11 protein-coding genes are annotated in these 14,094 nt (G+C 70.8%); 4 read left to right on the top strand and 7 right to left on the bottom strand.

Features of this window, described 5'->3' with window-relative positions; genetic code table 11:
• Window positions 1-82: 82 nt before the first annotated feature.
• Window positions 83-910, top strand: coding sequence for an MBL fold metallo-hydrolase (locus EXE41_RS05265; protein WP_094582219.1), 828 nt, complete (start codon window positions 83-85; stop codon window positions 908-910).
• A 61-nt stretch (window positions 911-971) separates the two neighbouring features.
• Window positions 972-2,060 carry a molybdopterin-dependent oxidoreductase gene (locus tag EXE41_RS05260; RefSeq protein ID WP_137690451.1) on the top strand — a complete coding sequence of 363 codons (1,089 nt, stop codon included), beginning with the start codon at window positions 972-974 and terminating at the stop codon, window positions 2,058-2,060.
• 19 nt (window positions 2,061-2,079) lie between these two features.
• On the opposite strand, the gene EXE41_RS05255 is transcribed toward EXE41_RS05260, so the two are convergent.
• A complete protein-coding gene (locus EXE41_RS05255; RefSeq protein ID WP_137690450.1) occupies window positions 2,080-4,581 on the bottom strand; it encodes a DEAD/DEAH box helicase in 2,502 nt (833 codons plus the stop codon).
• Between the two features lie 316 nt (window positions 4,582-4,897).
• On the opposite strand from EXE41_RS05255, the gene EXE41_RS05250 reads away from it, so the two are divergent.
• Window positions 4,898-5,362: a DUF5807 family protein gene (locus tag EXE41_RS05250; RefSeq protein WP_049932670.1), complete on the top strand. Its 465-nt coding sequence runs from the start codon at window positions 4,898-4,900 to the stop codon at window positions 5,360-5,362.
• Window positions 5,363-5,398: 36 nt separating this feature from the next.
• Here EXE41_RS05250 and EXE41_RS05245 read toward each other — a convergent pair whose 3' ends face one another.
• The 3 genes from EXE41_RS05245 to EXE41_RS05235 form a co-directional block, all read right to left on the bottom strand.
• On the bottom strand, window positions 5,399-7,051 hold the full coding sequence (locus tag EXE41_RS05245) for a long-chain fatty acid--CoA ligase (RefSeq protein ID WP_137690449.1): 1,653 nt from the start codon (window positions 7,049-7,051) through the stop codon (window positions 5,399-5,401).
• A 539-nt stretch (window positions 7,052-7,590) separates the two neighbouring features.
• The gene (gene metX / locus EXE41_RS05240) at window positions 7,591-8,889 is read right to left on the bottom strand and encodes a homoserine O-acetyltransferase (RefSeq protein WP_094494433.1); all 1,299 of its coding nucleotides are present in this window, start codon (window positions 8,887-8,889) and stop codon (window positions 7,591-7,593) included.
• The gene (locus EXE41_RS05235) at window positions 8,886-10,217 is read right to left on the bottom strand and encodes an O-acetylhomoserine aminocarboxypropyltransferase/cysteine synthase family protein (RefSeq protein WP_049932666.1); all 1,332 of its coding nucleotides are present in this window, start codon (window positions 10,215-10,217) and stop codon (window positions 8,886-8,888) included. Before EXE41_RS05235 ends, metX begins: the two co-directional genes overlap by 4 nt.
• A gap of 169 nt (window positions 10,218-10,386) precedes the next feature.
• Here EXE41_RS05235 and EXE41_RS05230 point away from each other — a divergent pair, with 169 nt between their 5' ends.
• The gene (locus EXE41_RS05230) at window positions 10,387-11,805 is read left to right on the top strand and encodes a DHH family phosphoesterase (protein ID WP_086220296.1); all 1,419 of its coding nucleotides are present in this window, start codon (window positions 10,387-10,389) and stop codon (window positions 11,803-11,805) included.
• 59 nt (window positions 11,806-11,864) lie between these two features.
• Here the strand turns inward: EXE41_RS05230 and EXE41_RS05225 are convergent, their stop codons facing one another.
• From EXE41_RS05225 to EXE41_RS05215, 3 genes are all read right to left on the bottom strand, one after another.
• On the bottom strand, window positions 11,865-12,164 hold the full coding sequence (locus EXE41_RS05225; RefSeq protein ID WP_049932664.1) for a hypothetical protein: 300 nt from the start codon (window positions 12,162-12,164) through the stop codon (window positions 11,865-11,867).
• On the bottom strand, window positions 12,161-12,442 hold the full coding sequence (locus EXE41_RS05220; RefSeq protein WP_137690448.1) for a winged helix-turn-helix domain-containing protein: 282 nt from the start codon (window positions 12,440-12,442) through the stop codon (window positions 12,161-12,163). The genes EXE41_RS05225 and EXE41_RS05220 overlap by 4 nt, the downstream gene beginning before the upstream one ends.
• 85 nt (window positions 12,443-12,527) lie before the next feature.
• A complete protein-coding gene (locus tag EXE41_RS05215) occupies window positions 12,528-14,093 on the bottom strand; it encodes a molybdopterin-dependent oxidoreductase (RefSeq protein ID WP_137690447.1) in 1,566 nt (521 codons plus the stop codon).
• Window position 14,094 lies beyond the last annotated feature (1 nt).

Here is a 14,094-nt window from a genome sequence, read left to right as displayed (position 1 = left end):
TATACGTCCGGGTGTGACTCTGACCCCTACGGACCCCCGTCCGACCGCGGACGCTAAGGCCGTGGCCCGCACACCACGTTCCATGCGCGTCACCCTGCTCGGGACGGGCGACACGACGGGGACGCCGACGGTCGGCTGCGACTGCGACACCTGCGAGACGGCTCGCGAGCGCGGGGTGTCGCGGTCGCGCTTCTCCGTCCACGTCGCCAACGAGCGGACCGGCGAGTCGCTGCTCGTCGACTTCAGCCCCGACTTCAGACAGCAGTTCCTCGCGGCCGACGTCCCGCTGCCGGACGCCGGCCTCGTGACGCACATCCACTTCGACCACCTCGACGGGCTGGGGAACGTCTACCGGCTCGTCGACGGGCTGCCGGTCCACGCGCCAGCGGAGACCGACCCAGCGACCGACGAGAGCGTCGCGGAGACGATCCGAGACAAGTACGACTACCTCGAAGACCGGATCGGCGTCCACGCCCGCGACCCCTTCGAGCCCTTCGAGACCTGCGGCTTCGAGGTGCGGTTCGTCCCGGTCGACCACCCGCCGCTCGTCTGTTACGGGGTCGTCGTCCGAGATCCGGTGACCGGCGCGAAACTCTCGCTCACGGGCGACACCAGCTACGACGTTCCCGAACGCTCCCGCGAGGCGCTCGCCGGCGCGGACCTCCTCCTCGCCGACGCCATCGTCCCCGCCTCGCTCTGTGAACACCACCCGATCGGCGGCCGACACGAGGGGCCGGACGGCGTCGCCCGCACGTTCGGCACGAAGCACATGACCCGGGAGGGGGCGCTCGCGCTCGCGGACGAGCTCGACCCCGACCGGACGCGGCTCGTCCACCTCGCCCACTACTACCCCGCCGACGAGGCGTTCGAGGAGCCGCTCGCGGTCGACGGCGAGGTGTACGAGCTGTAGCGAGCACGGCGATTCTCCGCGGGCTGTATCCTTTTGTCTCGCTAGCACGTAGCACGCGTAGATGGCCGCGACGGACCGACTCCGAACCGCGCTCGACCGCTTGGAGCCGCCGCCGCGCGCGGTCGACTGGTCGCTGTTCGCGTTCGTCGTCGCCGAGGCGGCCACCGGGCTGGTCTCCTTCACCGTCGGCGTCCCGGAAGGGTGGCCGCTGTTCTGGCTCCACCGCGCGCTCGGCGTCGGCATCGTCGCGCTGCTCGGGTGGAAGCTCGCCCGCGTCCGGCGTCGGCTCACCGACCCGAACCTGTGGCGGCGGTCGACCGCGCTCTCCGTCCTGACGCTCGTCGCCGCGGTCGGCGCGCTCGCGACCGGCACCATGTGGGTGTTCGGCCTTGACGTGCGGCTCTCCTACTGGACGCTCCTCTCCGTTCACGTCGGGTTCGGGCTCGCGCTCGTCCCGCTCGTGGCCGCGCACGCCGCCACCCGGTTCCGCCCGCCTCGGCGCGTCGACTTCGAGCGCCGTCGGACCGCAGTCACCTACTTCGCGCTGCTCGCGGCCGGCGGCACGACCTACCGCCTCCAGCAGGGGATCAACGACGCGCTCGACACGGCCGGGGCAGACCGGCGGTTCACCGGCTCGCAGCCCCGCGAGGGCGACGGAAACGGCGCCTTCCCGATCACCTCGTGGGTCGCCGACGACCCCGACCCGATCGACCGCGACGCGTACCGGCTGGCGGTCGACGGCCTCGTGAGCGACGCCGTCGAACTGACCGCCGACGAGCTGGCGGCGGGCCACGAGACGGAGGCGCTGCTCGACTGTACGAGCGGCTGGTACACGGTCCAGGAGTGGGGCGGGATCCGCGTCGGCGACCTGCTCGACGCGGCCGGAGATATCGACGACGACGCGGCATACGTCCGGTTCACGTCCGTCACCGGCTACCGCTGGAGTCTCCCCCTCGACGAGGCCGAGGACGCGCTGCTCGCGACGCACGTGGGCGGAGAGCGGCTGAGCCACGGGCACGGCGCGCCCGCCCGACTGGTCGCGCCCGACCGCCGGGGTTTCCAGTGGGTGAAATGGGTGACGCGCGTGGAGGTCCGGTCGGAGTACGACCTCGGGAAGTGGGTGGTGACGCTGGTGAGCGGGTTCGACTAACTCCGCGGCCGGTCCGGCCTCACTCGTACTCGGTCCCGACGACCTCGCGGATGCGCTCCGCGGTCACCGGGCCGACGCCGTCGACGTCCAGTAAGTCGCCTTCGGGCGCGGTCATCACGGCCTCGACGGTGCCGAAGTGTTCCAGCAGCGTCCGCGCCGTCACGGGCCCGATGTCGGCGATCGAGGAGACGACGTACTCCTGCTGTTCCGCGCGGGTCTTCGTCGTCTTCTCGCCGTGGACGCTCACCTCGCGGTCGCGCGTCTCCTGCTCCCGCTTGGCGATCGTCGCGAGCAGCTCGGTGGTATCCTCCTCGCCCTCGGTGCGGAGGACGCTCACGTCGAAGTCGACCGCGAGCGACGCGAGCGCGCCGCGGATCGCGTTCGGGTCGATATCGCGTTGGCCGTAGAGGTTCGTCCCTTCGACGACCATGACGGGGCGAGCGTACGCCCGCGAGAGCTCGCCCACCTGCTCGAACATCGACCGGTCGGAATCGAGCATCGAGTCGACGAAGTCGGCCGCCGACTTGCGCTCGACCGCGACGCGGTCCGAGAGGACGTAGTCGCCGACCGCGAGCGTCTCCAGCCGGGTGACGAGGCCGTCGCGCGTCGAGAGGTCCTTCGCGATCGAGGAGTCGAGCTCGCGCTGGTCGACGACGACCTCGACGCCCTCGTCGACCCCGGCGGTGGCGACGACGCCGTCGTCGCCTGCGCCCGTCTCTCCCTCGACCTCCGTCTCTCCGTCAGCCTCGGCCTCAACGTCGTCCACGTCGTCTTCTCCCTCCCGCGCTTCCGCAGCGAAGTCGGTGAGACCGGCGTCGCCCTCGTCGTCACCGCCGATCTCGCCTTCATCGTCACCATCGACTTCGCCCTCAGCCTCACCCTGGTCATCGCCCGAGCCGCCTTCGCCAGAGTCGCCCTCGCTCGCGGACCCGCCGGCGAACGCGTCGAGGCCCGCCTGTCCCTCGTCGCCGACTGACTCCTCGATGTCGTCGGTGGCCTCCTTCAGCTCGGCGAGCTGGCTGGCCATCTTCTTTTCGCGGCGCCGTGAGATCCAGAAGAACGCCTCGTCGCGGGTGTCCTCGGCCATCAGGACGACGACCTTTCCCTCGGCCTGCCGGCCCGTCCGCCCCTTGCGCTGGATCGAGCGGATCGCAGTGGGTACCGGCTCGTAGAAGCAGACGAGGTCGACCTCGGGCACGTCGAGGCCCTCCTCCGCGACCGAGGTGGAGACGAGCACCTCGAACTCGCCCGCCTTGAACTCGTCGAGCGTCTCCTGTTGCTGTTTCTGGCTCATCCCGTCGGAGCCGTCCTTGTCGCCCTGTCCGACGAACTTGCGCACGTCGAAGCTGGCGGAGAGGAACTCCACGAGCGCCTCGGCGGTGTCGCGGGACTCGGTGAACAGGATGGCGCGCTCGCCCTCGTTGATCCCGAGCGTCTCCGCCAGCAGGATGCGGGCCTTCGAGAACTTCGGGTGGAGCCCGTCGAACGACTCCGCCTTCCGCATCGCTTCTCTCACTTTGGGGTCCGCGACCATGCGCTGGCTCGCCTTCGACGCGCCCGACGACCGGGCGGCCTCGCGCTGGCGCTCGAAGTAGCGACGCACGGACTCGACGGACTGCGTCTCGACAAGCTCGGTCGCGCGCCGGAGCTTCATCACCTCGGCGTGGGTGGACATCCCCTTGTACCCCTCCGACTGGTCGTTGTCCATCATCTGTTTCAGCTGCCCCCGCATCTTGTTGAGGTCCTTCTGCGAGAGGTCGGGGTTCGTCGTGTTCGTCACGCCGAGCTGTTTCAGCTTCTCTAGCCGGTCCGTGATTACCTCGTTGAGCGCGTCCCGGATCGCGAGCACCTCGTCCGGCAAGGTGACTTGCTCCCACTGGACGTCGGTGTCGTGAGTGTACTCGTCGACGTCGGCGTCCTCCTCGGTCATCACCTCGACGTTGACGAGCCCGAGGTTCTCGCAGACCGTCTCGATCTCCTCGGTGTCGCCGCCCGGCGAGGCCGACATCCCGGTGACGAGGGGGTCGGCCGCGTCGGCGTGGTACCGCTCCGCGATGTAGACGTACGCGTAGTCGCCGGTCGCGCGGTGGCACTCGTCGAAGGTGAGGTGGGTCACGTCGCGCAGCGAGATCCGGTTGCCGACGAGGTCGTTCTCGACGACCTGCGGCGTCGCGATCGCGATGCGCGCGTCGTCCCAGAGCGCGGCACGGTCGTCGGGCTTCACGTCGCCGGTGAACACGACGATCTCGTCGTCCGGAATCTCAAGCGCCTCGCGGTAGAAGTCCGCGTGCTGCTGGACGAGGGGCTTCGTGGGGGCCAAGAAGAGCGCCTTCCCGCCCGCCTCGTGGAGGCGCTCGACGGTGACGAGCAGGCTGACCGTCGTCTTGCCGAGGCCGGTCGGGAGACAGACCAGCGTGTGTTCGTCGGCGGCGGCGTCCGCCAGCTGGAGCTGGTAGCGGCGCCGCTGGAGGAAGTCGTCGACGAGCAGGGGTCTGTCGATCCCGGCGGCCTCGGTCGCCATCGGCGGTGCTTCGCCGCCGTCGGCCTAAAGCCTTCGCGAAGCGGGGTGAAAGTTATCCGTCGACGGAACGCTCCTCTCGGAGCTCCTCCGGAACGTCCTCGTCGACCAGCTGCGCCCACTCCGCGAGCCGGTCGTCGGATCTGTTCTGCGTGCTCATCACGCGACGGATCTCCGTGGTGCGTATTAACAGTTACCCCGATTCCACACGATCTATTATCTGCTCGGCGGATCGCCGCTCCGCGATCGCCCGCGACCGGAGCCGGTTCCGCTCGGGGCGACACGCACGCCTTTTACCGCTCACGCGCCTCCGGCCGGCATGAGCAACCTCGACGAGTTCCTCGCGGGCGAGCGGCTCGACGACGTGGTCTTCTACCTGAGCGACGCGTACCTCGACGACGACTCCCGGCTGCGCGAGGTCGGCACCGAGACCGCCGGCGGCGTGCGGCTGATCCTCGACGGCGAGACCGGGCGGTCGGCGTTCCAGGCCGGCACGGGCATGGGCGCGATGGAGTTCGCGAAGACGGCGATGGCCGCGGAGGGCGAGATCGCGCGCTCGCTCGACGACGGCGCGTGTCCGTTCGCGGACGGCCCGGACGCGGACGACGCGAGCGAGGATCCCGAAGCCGACCACGACATCCAGTTCATCTTCGCGTTCGCCGAGGCGCAAAACGAGGAGGTCGGCGGCCTCTACGCCGAGGGCGACGTGGTTCACGCGTACGCTCACTGTACCTGCGGCGAGAGCTACTCGCACAAGTGGGTCGTCGGCGACCGCGACGACTGAAAGCCCGCCGAGCGACCGGCTACCCGCTCGGCTCGACTACTCCTGCTCGGGCGCGTCGTCTTCCGGGACGGCCCCGTCGACGAGCGACTGGTCGCCGTACTGCTCCCGGAGGTCCTTCTTCGAGAACTTCCCGGTGGCGGTCTTGGGAACCTCGTCGATGAACTCCACCGCGTCCGGGACCCACCACTTGGGGTACTCCTCGCGGAGCCCGGTCTCGATCCGCTCGACGAGCTCGTCGCGGTCGACGCCCTCGGCCACGACGATGAACGCCACGGGGCGCTCCTGCCAGCGCTCGTGGGGCACGCCGACGACGGCCGCCTCGCTGACGCCGTCGTAGGCCATGATCGCGTTCTCCAGCTCGACGCTGGAGATCCACTCGCCGCCGGACTTGATCACGTCCTTCGTCCGGTCGACGAGCTGCATGTAGCCGTCCTCGTCGACGGTGACCACGTCGCCGGTCTTCAGCCAGCCGTCGACGAACTCCTCCTCGTTCGCCTCGGGGCGCTTGAAGTACTCCTTCGTGACCCACGGGCCGCGGATCCGGAGCTCGCCGAACGCCTCGCCGTCCCACGGGATCTCCTCGCCGTCCTCGTCGATGACCTCGAACTCCAGGCCGGGAGCGACGAGCCCCTGCTTCGAGCGCTTGTTCACCTGAGTCTCGTACTCGGCGTCGCGAAGGTCGTCTTTGAGATGCGAGACGGTGCCGATCGGCGACAGCTCCGTCATCCCCCACGCGTGGAGCACCTCCACGTCGCGCTCGTCGTACCACTCGATCAGCGCCTGCGGCGCGGCCGCGCCGCCGATGATCACGGTGTCGAGCGTCGAGAGGTCTACCTCGTTACCCCCCTCGATGTACTCGCGGAGGCCGAGCCACACCGTCGGCACGCCCGCGGAGATGGTCACGCCCTCCTCTTCGATCAGCGCCGCGAGGTCCGCGGGGTCCGGCGAGGGACCGGGGTAGACGTGCTTCGCGCCCGCGGCGGCGGCGGTGAACGGCATCCCCCACGCGTTGACGTGGAACATGGGAACGACGGGCATCACCACGTCGGAGTCCTCCATCGGGATCCCCTGCGGGGTCTGGGAGGCCATCGTGTGGCTCCACAGCATCGAGTGGGTGTACTCGACCCCCTTCGGCTTCCCCGTCGTGCCGGAGGTGTAACAGAGGCCGGCGGGCTGGTCGCCGTCGAGGTCCGGCCAGTCGTACTCGGTCGAGTGGTCCGCGATGAACTCCTCGTAGGCGGGCGCGTCGAGCGCGTCGATGCCCTCCGAGCCCATCGCGACGAAGTCGACGCCGTCGAACTCCGCTGCCCCCTCCGCGGCGCCCGCGATCTTCTCGGCGAGCGACGGGTCGACGAAGATGATCTCGTCTTGTGCGTCGTCGACGATGTACCGGATGTGCTCGTCGGGCAGCAGCGGGTTGATCGTGTGGAGCTGCGCGCCCGTGTTCGGGACGCCGAAGTACGTCTCGAAGTGCCGCGTGTGGTTCCAACAGAACGTCGCGACGCGGTCGCCGCGCTCGATCCCGTGGTCGTCTAAGGCGTTCGCGAGCCGGGCCGTCCGGTCGGCGTACTCGGCATACGTGTGCCGCGTCCGCCCCTCGTGCGTCCGCGAGACGATCTCGGTGTCGGGGTACAGTCGCTCGGCGCGCCACATGAACGGTCGCAGGGTCTGCGCGTGTCCGCCTGGCATACTTCTCACCTCACGCGGTCTGGAACTATGAACGTTATCATGATTGATCGTGATTCTTTACGAGTAACTGATTGATCGCGGATCCTCGGTGGACGCCGCCGAAGCCCCGGACACTTGTCTCTACGCATCTGCGTATAAATGGCCGATCGACACGAACACCACCGGAGCCCCGGCCGTGAGGCGGGCGTACGCTCGCTGCCGGTCGAAAGGTCCGGAGCGCCTTTCGTGATGACGAGACGCCTCTGGCGTCTCGCACCACGCACCCCGTCGCTCGTGTCAGTCGCTCCTGCGGTGCTTACGTCGCCTGCGGCCGCCTCGCGGCTGCCACTTCGCGTCCCGCCCCGCACCGCACAGCACCGCACCTCACGCCGCCCCAGCCTCGTCGGCCTCCCTCCGCTTCGCTCCGGTCGGCCGACTCCAGCGAGAATCGAATATTCCCTGGCGGCCGGCGCGTAGCGCCGGCGACCTCGCACGCGCTCCTCGCGGGTCGGTGGCCCGCTCGGAGGCGCGCGCCACCGCACCCAATTCAAGCGAGTGGATTACCCCCGAAACAGGCTCGCGTGGACCGGCGCGTGGTCGGAGTCTGGCCGCGGGTCGTCGCCGTCGTCGCCGTCCTCGTCGGAGACGGCGCGGCCGTCGACGCCGTCGGCGAGGAAGTCCCGGACCGGCGGGCCGACGTGTTCCGGCTCGACGAGGAACGCGTCGTGGCCGTGGTCGGAGTCGACCACGTGGTGGGCGACCGGCACCCCGGCCTCGCGGAACGCGTCGCCCAACGACGCCGACTGCTCGACGGTGAAGTGCCAGTCGGCGGTGAAGCTCATCAGCAGCGTCTCGCCCTCGAACGCGGCGAGGGCGTCGGCGTCGGTCCCGTGGCCGGCGGCGAGGTCGTACTCGTCCATCGCGCGCGTCAGATAGAGGTAGCTGTTCGCGTCGAAGCGGTCGCCGAACCCCTCCGCCTGGTAGTCGAGGTACGACTCGACCTCGCGGTACGGGAAGAACCCGGCCGTCGGCTCCGGCGGCAGCCCGAGGTCCCCGTCCTCGCGCGTCAGGGAGTCGCGGCCGGCCGACCGGCGCCCGAACTTCCGCTCCATCGACGCCTTCGAGAGGTACATGATGTGGCCGATCTGGCGGGCGATCGCGAGTCCCTCGGTCGGGGCCGGCCGGTCGTCGCCGTAGTAGTCGCCTCCGTTCCAGTCCGCGTCCGCGCGGATCGCCCGGCGCGCCACCGCGTCGAGCGCGAGACACTGCGCGTCGAGGCGTCCGGCCGTCGCGATCGCGACCACGCGGTCGACGTCGTCCGGGTACCGCTTCGCCCACTCCAAGGCGTTCATCCCGCCGACGCTGCCGCCGACGACCGCCCGGAGCCGCCCCACGCCGAGGTGGTCGAGCAGCCGGCGCTGCGCGCGCGCCCAGTCCTCAACTTGGACCGGCGGGAACGCGGTCCCCCACCGGTCGTGGTCGGGCTCCTCGCGGAGGTCGAGGTCCGCGGGTCGCTCGCTGGCGGGACCGGTCGTCCCGTAACAGGAGCCCGGGACGTTCGCGCAGACGACGTAGTACTCGGTCGTGTCGATCGCCTTCCCCGGGCCGACGACGTCGTCCCACCACGCCCGGGCCTGCCCGGCCTGCCCGGCCCCGGTGGTCTCCGCGTCCCGCTCCGGCTCGGGGGAGCGCGCGACGTTCTGGCTCCCGGTGAGCGCGTGGCAGACGAGCACGACGTTGTCGCCGTCGAACTCGCCGTGCGTCTCGTAGGCGACCTCGAAGTCGGGGACCGACTGCCCGCACTCGAAGGTGAACTCGCCGAGCGAGGCGACGCCGTGGTCGGTCGGGACGGCGCTCATCGGTCCGCCCCCTCGTCCGCGGCCCGCTCCTCCTCGGTCCGGCCCGCCGCGACGTGCTCGCCCGCGGCCAGTCCCGCGTCGAGGTCGGCGATCACGTCGTCGGGGTCCTCGATCCCCACCGAGAGCCGGAGCATCTCGGGGTAGACGCCCGCGAGCCGCTGCTCGTCCTCGTCCATCTGCGCGTGGGTGGTCGAGGCGGGGTGGATGACGAGCGTCTTCGCGTCGCCGATGTTCGCGAGGAAACTCGTCAGGTCGACCGACTCGCAGAAGGTCTTTGCGGCCTCGTACCCGCCGTCGACGCCGAAGGTGACCATCCCGCCGAAGCCGTCGAGGTACTCCGCGGCGTTGCCGTGGCTCTCGTGGTCCTCGAAGCCGGGGTACGTCACCCAGTCGACGCGGTCGTCGCCGCGGAGGAACTCGGCCACCCGCCGCGCGTTCTCGCAGTGGCGATCCATTCGCAAGGGGAGCGTGTTCAGCCCCTGGATCGTCTGCCACGCGTCGAAGGGCGACTGCTGGCCGCCGGTCGGCCGCACGCCGCGCTGGCGGGCGACGTTCGCGAACGCGGCGTCGCCGAACTGCTCGACGAAGTCGATCGGGTACGCGGGCGATTCGCCGTCGAGCTCGGCGTAGTCGGCGTCGGGGTGGTCCCACGGGAACTGCCCGCCGTCGATCACGACGCCGCCGACGGTGGTGCCGTTGCCCGTGATCCACTTCGTCGTCGACTCCCAGACCACGTCGGCGCCGTGCTCGAACGGCCGACAGCAGTACGGCGTCGCGAACGTGTTGTCGACGACGAGCGGCACTGCGTTCTCGTGGGCGATCTCGGCGAGCCGCTCGAAGTCGGGCGTGACGAGCGAGGGGTTCGCGAGCGTCTCGACGTGGACGAACGCGGTGTCGTCGTCGATCGCGTCGGCGTACGCGTCGTAGTCGAGGGTCTCCACGAGCCGCGTCTCGATCCCGCGGCGGTCCGCGACGCTGGTGAGGTACGCGGCCGTCCCGCCGTACATCTCGGAGCTGGCGACGACGTTGTCGCCCGCGCTCGCGAGGACGGTGGTTATCGCGTCGAACGCGGCCATCCCCGAGCCCGTCGCGACCGCGTCCGACCCGCCGGCGAGGTCGGCGAGCCGCTCTTCTAAGACGTTCACCGTCGGGTTCGAGAGCCGGGAGTAGACGTGGCCCTCCGCCCGGAGCGCGTACAGCTCCGCCGCCGTGTCCGCGTCGTCGAAAACGTACGAGGTCGTCTGGTGGATCGGCGTGGCGCGGGCGCCGGTCGCCGCGTCGGGCTCGGCGCCGGCGTGGAGACTCCGGGTCGAAAACCCACGTGTCATGTTTGTTGCTCATACGACCACATACATCTATAACTGTCAGTTACGGCAATTGATGCCCCTTCGGCGCCGCGTCCGCCGGGCGGCGCCGCTGGGCGCCGCCGCCGTCGCCGTCGCGTCGTTCCGCGCCCGAAGCGTGCGTTTATGACCGGTCGGGCGCCAACCGGTGGTAATGGCAGTCGCCGTCCCAGTCCCCGACCTCGCCGACCGCGCGACCGACTGCGCCGACCGGCTGCGCGAGGCCGACCGGGTGTTGCTCGCGTCCCACATCGACGCCGACGGGATCACGAGCGCCGCGGTCGCGTCCACCGGGCTCGCCCGTGCGGGGATCGACCACGAGGTCGTCTTCGAGAAGCAGTTGGACGCCGACTCGATCGCCGGAATCGCCGCCCGCGAGTTCGACGTGGTGCTGTTCACCGACTTCGGCTCCGGCCAGCTCGACGCCATCGCCGACCACGAGGACCGCGGCGACTTCGTCCCCGTCATCGCTGACCACCACCAGCCCGCCGACCGCGACACGCGGTACCACCTCAACCCCCTCTTGGAGGGGATCGACGGCGCGAGCGAGCTGTCGGGTGCCGGCGCGAGCTACCTCCTCGCCCGCGCGCTGGAGGGGCCCGACGGCGACAACCGCGACCTCGCCGGGCTCGCCGTCGTCGGCGCGGTCGGCGACATGCAGGACTCGGCGGACGGGCTCGTCGGCGCCAACGAGTCGATCGTCGCTGACGGTGTCGACGCCGGCGTCCTCGACGCGCAGACCGATCTCGACCTGTACGGCAGACAGACCCGCCCGCTCCCGAAGCTGCTGGAGTACGCCTCCGACGTGGACATCCCGGGGATCTCGAACGACGAGGCGGGGGCCATCTCCTTCCTCACCGACCTCGACCTCGACGTGAAACGCGACGGGGAGTGGCGCCGCTGGGTCGACCTCGACGCGGAAGAGCGCCAGCGGCTCGCCTCCGCGCTGATGCGCCGCGCGGTCGCCTCCGGTGTCCCCTCCGAGCGGATCGAGGCGCTCGTCGGCACCGCCTACACCCTGACCGACGAGGAGCCAGGCACCGAGCTTCGCGACGTCAGCGAGTTCTCCACGCTGCTCAACGCGACCGCGCGCTACGAGCGCGGCGACGTCGGGCTCGCGGTGTGTCTCGGCGACCGCGGCGACGCGCTCGCGGAGGCGCGCCGGCTCCTCCGCACCCACCGACAGAACCTCTCCGAGGGGCTCCAGTGGGTCAAAAACGAGGGCGTCACCCACGAGGAGCACCTCCAGTGGTTCGACGCGGGGTCGCGCATCCGCGAGACCATCGTCGGCATCGTCGCAGGGATGGCGGTCGGCTCCCCCGCGGTCGACCGATCGAAGCCGGTGATCGCCTTCGCCGAGGAGAGCGCCGAGGAGCTGAAGGTGTCCTCGCGCGGCTCGCACGCGCTCGTCCGCAAGGGGCTCGACCTCTCCGCGGTGATGCGCGAGGCGAGCCGGTCGGTCGGCGGCGACGGCGGGGGGCACGACGTGGCCGCGGGCGCGACGATCCCCATCGACGAGCGCGACGCGTTCCTCGCCGCGGCCGACCGGATCGTCGGCGACCAGCTCTCGTGAGCCGCCGCGCTCCCCGCTCGCGGGGACGCGGTCGCCTCGTCAACTCACCGCCGCCCCGGTCACCTGACCGTCGCGTAGGTCAGTAGCGACACCGCGAGCAGTTCCAGCACGCTCATCGCGAGGACCACCCGCCCCACGAGCGGGTCCATCGCGTACAGCGTCCGCATGCTCGCGAAGAAGAAGGCGACCGAGACGAGGTTCTCGATCAGGAGCACGCCGCTGAACCCGACCAGCCCGAGCAGCAGCGTCGACCCGAACTCGCGGTAGTTGCGGAGCCAGACCGAACCCAGCACCGCCAGCAGGGCGCTGTTGACGACCGCGATCAGCACGGCGACGCCGGTCGGCGACGCGGGGTTCATTCCGCGTCCACCTCCCCGGTGATCTCCTCGAACGTCTCCGCGTGGCGCTCGAAGCGGTCGGTCAGGAAGTACAGCTTCCCGTAGTCGTGGTCGCTCGGCTCGACGACGTCGTGGTCTTTCAGCATGTCGAGGTGGTGTGTGATCGTGTTGTAGTCGACGTCCAGCGCCTCCGCGAGCTCGTTCGCGTTCCGCGGACGGTCGCGGAGCCGCCGGACGATCCGGGCCCTGTTGGCGCCACCGCGGCTCGCGACGAACAGGTACCACAGGGCCTTCTCCATCTGACGTACTGGTGTGTCCGGTATGTGATGAAAGTCGTTTCGCCCCGGGTCGGTCCCGGCGAGCGCACCGAGCGCGGCGGCCACGTCAGCCGACCGTCCGCCGGACCCACCCCGACGCGCCGCTCGGGACGGAGCCCGACTCCTCGCCCGACTGGAGGGCCCCCGTCCCGTCGGTGGCGCGGACGACGACCTCGTGTTCCCCGTCGGGCTCGAAGACGTGGCGCCACTGCCGCCAGACGTCCGTGTCGGGCAGCGCGTCGGAGAGGGCGGCGTCCGTCCACGAGTCGCCGCCGTCGGTCGACACCTCGACGCGCTCGACCCCGCGGGTCCCGGCGTAGGCGTGGCCGGCCAGTTCGACTCGCCCGTCGCCGAGTTCGGTGATCCCCTCGTCCCAGAGCTTGGCGACCGTCTTCACCTCGCCGGTCCCTTCCCAACCGCGCTCCTCCCAGTAGCCGTCGTCCTCGACGCTGAGGAGCTCGATCTCCGAGAGCCACTTCACGTTCGTCTCGCCCCAGTGGCCCGGGATCAGCACCCGGACCGGGTGGCCGTGACCGGAGGGGAGTTCTTTCCCGTTCATCCCCCACGCGAGGAACCCCTCGGCGAGCACGTCGACCGGGAACTGGACGTAGTAGCCGTCCTCGCCGCGCAGCATCGCGCAGTCGCACTCGCCCTGCGGGTCGACGGACTCGATCAGGGGCCGGATCGGCGTTCCGGTCCAGACGGCGTTGTCCAGCTTCCGCCCGTTCAGGTCCTCGCCGACGCACCGCAGCGTGATCGCGCGGTGTTCGACCGGCCGGTCGACCAGCTCGTCGAAGGTGACCGTCCGGTCGGTCTCGGTCTCGCCGGTGAACGTCAGCGACCACTCGGCGGCGGTGACCTCCGGGTCGAACTCCGCGATGTCGACGTTGTAGAACTCGCCGATCGGACTCACCATGTCGTGGAGGTCGTCGCTCTCGAACGCCAGCCCCGCCGCGTCGAGCTCCTGGAGTCGGACTGCGGCGCCCTCGGACCGCGGGGCGTCCGGGAGGGGGTCGTCGCCCGCGGCGGACAGCCGCCGGCCGCCGGCCGCCGCGACGACGAACCCGAGCGCCCCCGCGACGACGCCGAGCGTCCGACGACGCACCGCGTCGACGCCGGCGGGTAGCCGACTTCCGTCCGCGGCGATTCCCTCCCGGTCGGAAGCGTCGTCCGGCGCAGAGTCCGACGGGGACGGAGACGCGGGGCCGTCGGCGCTCGGCGGGAGCCAGCCGACCCCGGCGACCGCCGCCGCGGGGAGCGCCGCGCCCAGTGCCCCGATCGAGACGCCGGTCAGCGCCGCCGCGAGGAGCCACGCCCCGCCGCCCGCCGCGGCCGCCGCGGTCGCCCGTCGCTCTGTGCGCGCGGCGACCCGGAGGCCCGCGAACGCGACCGCGCCGAACAGCCCCGCGACGGCCGCGACCGCCATCCCGATGTGGATCAGGTGGCCGGCGTCGCCGAACGTCGCGATCGCGAACGTCACGACGGGCCCCGGAGTCAGGTTGACGATCGCCTGGTCGACCGGCCGCACGACGAACGACGGCGTCCATCCCGTCGCGAGGTACGACCCCGCGACCGCGGCGGCGCCGGCAGCCGCCGCCAGCAGCGCGTCTCGGCGTTTGGGACCGTTGATCATA

This window comes from Halorubrum sp. SD690R (assembly GCF_005435035.1).
Taxonomy (GTDB): Archaea; Halobacteriota; Halobacteria; order Halobacteriales; family Haloferacaceae; genus Halorubrum; species Halorubrum ezzemoulense.
The sequence above is the reverse complement of the archived record's forward strand: the minus strand, read 5'-3'. Positions and strand labels throughout refer to the sequence as shown.